This is a genomic window from Mesorhizobium sp. M7A.F.Ca.MR.245.00.0.0 (assembly GCF_003997415.1).
Classification (GTDB): domain Bacteria; phylum Pseudomonadota; class Alphaproteobacteria; order Rhizobiales; family Rhizobiaceae; genus Mesorhizobium.
Genome location: NZ_RZTE01000087.1, coordinates 1 through 3,607, shown reverse-complemented (window position 1 = coordinate 3,607; position 3,607 = coordinate 1). Strand labels below are relative to the sequence as shown.

Here is a 3,607-nt window from a genome sequence, read left to right as displayed (position 1 = left end):
ATGGCGCGCTCCGGCCAGCTCGATGTCGAGGGCGTGCTGCTCAACTGGCGCCTTGAGGGTGAGGGTGGGTTGCCGCTGGTCTGCATCCATGGAGTCGGCTCCTATCTCGAAGCCTGGAGTGGCGTGGCGGGCCAACTGAAAGATCGCTTCTCGGTTCTCACCTTCGACCTGCGCGGCCATGGCCGCTCCAGCCGGATCAAGGGCCGTTACGAGATCGATGATTTCGTCAAGGAAACGCTGGCGCTGGCCGACCATGTCGGGTTTGCCGCCTTCCATCTGGCCGGGTTTTCACTGGGTGGCCTGATCGCACAGCGCCTGTCGCTGATGCATGCCGAGCGCCTGAAAAAACTGGTGTTGCTGTCGACGGTCGCCGGCCGCACGCCCGAGGAACGGCACGCGGTGCGTGGCCGGCTGGCGGCGCTGATGGCGAGCGATGCCTCAGTGCATCATGCAGCCTCGCTGTCGCGCTGGCTGACGGAGGATTTTCAGGACAGCAACCCGGAGGTCATCGCCGAGTTGCGCCGGCGTGACGCTGAAAACGACCGCGACTGCTATGCGGCCGCCTATCGCGTTCTGGCCGAGACCGATTTCGGCGGCATTCTCGACCGCATCACCTGCCCGACGCTGATCGTGACCGGGGAGGACGATCAGGGCTCCAGCCCGCGGATGGCACGGCTGATGCACGAACAGATGCAAGGGTCGCAACTCGCCATCCTGCCCGGACTTCGTCATTCGATCCTGATCGAGGCGCCGGCTCGGGTTGCCACCCTGATGGGCGATTTCCTGATGGACGCTGACCGCGGGAAAGGGGGCGGCGCCGATGAATAGCAGCCTTCGCGATGCGAAAGCGAACGCCGGACACCACTGGCTGCACGACACCTCGCAGGGAGCGGGCCGAGACCTTCCCTGTGATCGGGGGAATGGCGACGGCAAACATCCTCCGCGACATCGGAAGACCGGACCGGCCACGACGTCGCTAAATCGGCGGGCCTTGGGAGAGGACGCCGACCAGGTCGGCACGAAATTGGGACGTCACGACCGGCTGAACGGAAGTGACTGTAAGGAACTGAACAACAACAGGGGAATACGGATATGACATTCTGGAACAGACCACAGCTGACGTTGGCCGCGATGGCGCTTGCGCTTGGCGCATATCCTGCTCACGCAGGCGCGGTGCTCGACCGCGTTTTGGCGGCCGGCACGCTCAAGGTGGCGACCGATGCCAACTGGGCGCCGCAGTCCTTCGTGAATTCCAGCAACGAGCTGGACGGCTTCGATGTCGACGTCGCCAAAGCCATCGGCAAGCACCTCGGCGTCAAGGTCGAGTTCATCACGCCCGGCTGGGACATCATCACCGCCGGCCATTGGGCGGGGCGCTGGGACATGCATGCCGGCTCGATGACGCCGACCAAGAAACGCGCCGAGATCTTCGATTTTCCGGCGGTCTACTATTACACGCCGGCGGCCGTTGCCGTGCACAAGGACAGCAAGGCCAAGACGCTGGCAGATCTCGACGGCAAGGTGGTCGGCGCCACCAGCACCTCCACCTTCGAGGCCTATGCCAAGAAGGATCTGACGCTCGACGCCGCCGGCGCGCCGCCATTCGAGTACAAGCTCAACCCGAAGGAGGTCCGCTCCTACGAGAATTCGACGACCGCCTTTGACGACCTCCGCCTCGGCGACGGCGTGCGCCTGGACGCGGTGGTCTCTTCGCTACCGTCGATCCTCGATGCCGAGAAGGCCGGCTACCCGATCAAGCAACTAGGCGATCCGGTATTCTACGAGCCGCTGGCGATTGCCATCGAACGCGGCGATCCCGAACTCTCCGCCAAGATCGGCGACGCCGTGAAAGCGATGAAGGAGGATGGCACGCTGAGCAAGCTCTCCGAAAAGTGGTACGGGCAGGATTATTCGAAGACCAACTAGCCCCTTTCAAAGGCGGCCTGCCCCCCGGCAGGCCGCCGAACAGCCGGTGCTCAAAGATGCTCTATCCCGATACCGTCGAAGCCGAAATCCTCGTCCACAAACCCTGGTTCGTGGCTACGATGTTCGGCGTCGTTCTGCTTCTCTTCATGGCTTTCAACATGTCGAGCACCAGCTTTGCCGAACTGATGCGCCCCGTGATCGGCGAACCGTCGGTGAGTGGCTTCTACGGCCGCTTTGCCATTGCTTTTGCCATAGCGGTGATCTTCACCTTGAACGTCGTGCTGATCGGCTTCGCGCCGCTCAAGTTCCAGATCGGCATCGTCTGGCTCGAACTGCTGCTCCTGTTCATCGCCTTCTTCGAAACGTTCCATCTCAGCCTGCCCTTTATCAGGGAGAAGCTGCCGTTCCTGATTAGCCAGGGCGTTGTCACCACACTCTACGTCTCGGCCATTTCGATCGTTATCGCTTCCGTCATCGCCGTCGCCGGTGCGGTGGCCAAGCTTTCTAGCAATGGCTTCGCCTACGCCATCGCCAGCTTCTACACCTCCTTCTTCCGCGGCCTGCCGCTACTCATGCAGGTCTATCTGATCTATCTCGGGCTGCCGCAGCTCGGCTTTGTCATTGATGCGGTTCCGGCCGGCATCCTGGCGCTATCGCTCTGCTACGGCGCCTACATGACCGAGATCTTCCGCTCCGGCATACAGAGCATCGATCGCGGCCAGTGGGAGGCGTCGCGCTCCATGGGCTTCGGCTTCACGCTGACCATGCGTCGCATCATCCTGCCGCAGGCATTGCCGGTCATCATTCCGCCAACGGGCAACCAGTTCATCTCGATGCTGAAGGATTCCTCGCTGGTCTCGGTCATCGGCGTGTGGGAGCTGATGTTCCTGGCGCGCACCCTCGGACAGAAGACCTTCCAGCACATGGAGATGCTGATCTCGGCAGCCATGATCTACTGGATGCTGTCGATCTGCCTCGAACTGGTCCAATCGCGGATCGAACGGCATTACCACAGGAGCAAGGTGCGATGAGCGCTCCGGCCATCATTGAAGCCAAGTCCGTTTCCAAATGGTACGGCCAATTCCAGGCGCTGAAGAACATCAACCTGATCGTCCACAAGCGAGCGGATCGTGATCTGCGGGCCCTCGGGTTCCGGCAAATCAACGCTCATCCGCTGCTTCAATCGCCTGGAGGCGCATCAAGAGGGCGACATCGTCGTCAACGGCGTTGCCTTACATGGCAAGATGACCAACGTTGCCACCGTGCGCTCCAACGTCGGCATGGTCTTCCAGCACTTCAACCTGTTTCCGCACATGACGGTGCTGATGAACTGCATGGCCGGCCCAATGTGGGTGAAGGGCGTATCGGAAAAGCAGGCGCGCAAGACCGCACTGAAGTTCCTTGAGCGGGTCCGCATTCCCGAACAGGCGAACAAGTTCCCCATCCAGCTGTCCGGCGGACAGCAGCAGCGCGTGGCGATTGCCCGCAGCCTGTGCATGGAACCGGCTGTCATGCTGTTCGATGAGCCGACCTCCGCCCTCGATCCGGAAATGGTCTCCGAGGTGCTAGAGACGATGACGGGATTGGCTCGGGACGGCATGACCATGGTGTGTGTAACGCATGAGATGGGTTTTGCGCGTGCGGTTGCCGACCGGGTGATCTTCATGGACGCTGGGCAGAT

At 61.8% G+C, this 3,607-nt stretch carries 3 protein-coding genes and 1 pseudogene; all 4 read left to right on the top strand.

Going from position 1 to position 3,607, the window contains the following annotated elements; translation table 11 throughout:
* Positions 1–828: an alpha/beta hydrolase gene (locus EOB80_RS34090; protein WP_127332359.1), complete on the top strand. Its 828-nt coding sequence runs from the start codon at positions 1–3 to the stop codon at positions 826–828.
* 264 nt (positions 829–1,092) lie between these two features.
* Positions 1,093–1,926 carry a transporter substrate-binding domain-containing protein gene (locus EOB80_RS34085; protein ID WP_127332357.1) on the top strand — a complete coding sequence of 278 codons (834 nt, stop codon included), beginning with the start codon at positions 1,093–1,095 and terminating at the stop codon, positions 1,924–1,926.
* 56 nt (positions 1,927–1,982) lie between these two features.
* Complete coding sequence (locus EOB80_RS34080; RefSeq protein ID WP_127332355.1) at positions 1,983–2,957, top strand: amino acid ABC transporter permease; 975 nt, start codon at positions 1,983–1,985, stop codon at positions 2,955–2,957.
* Positions 2,954–3,607: pseudogene (locus tag EOB80_RS34075) on the top strand (amino acid ABC transporter ATP-binding protein); the annotation flags it as partial. The gene EOB80_RS34080 and the pseudogene EOB80_RS34075, both read left to right, overlap by 4 nt.

What these genes read in the sequence shown, in the direction of transcription:
- EOB80_RS34085 (WP_127332357.1), top strand. Translation starts at nt 1,093, where the DNA reads ATGACATTCTGGAACAGACCACAGCTGACGTTGGCCGCGATGGCGCTT.
- EOB80_RS34090 (WP_127332359.1), top strand. Translation starts at nt 1, where the DNA reads ATGGCGCGCTCCGGCCAGCTCGATGTCGAGGGCGTGCTGCTCAACTGG.
- EOB80_RS34080 (WP_127332355.1), top strand. Translation starts at nt 1,983, where the DNA reads ATGCTCTATCCCGATACCGTCGAAGCCGAAATCCTCGTCCACAAACCC.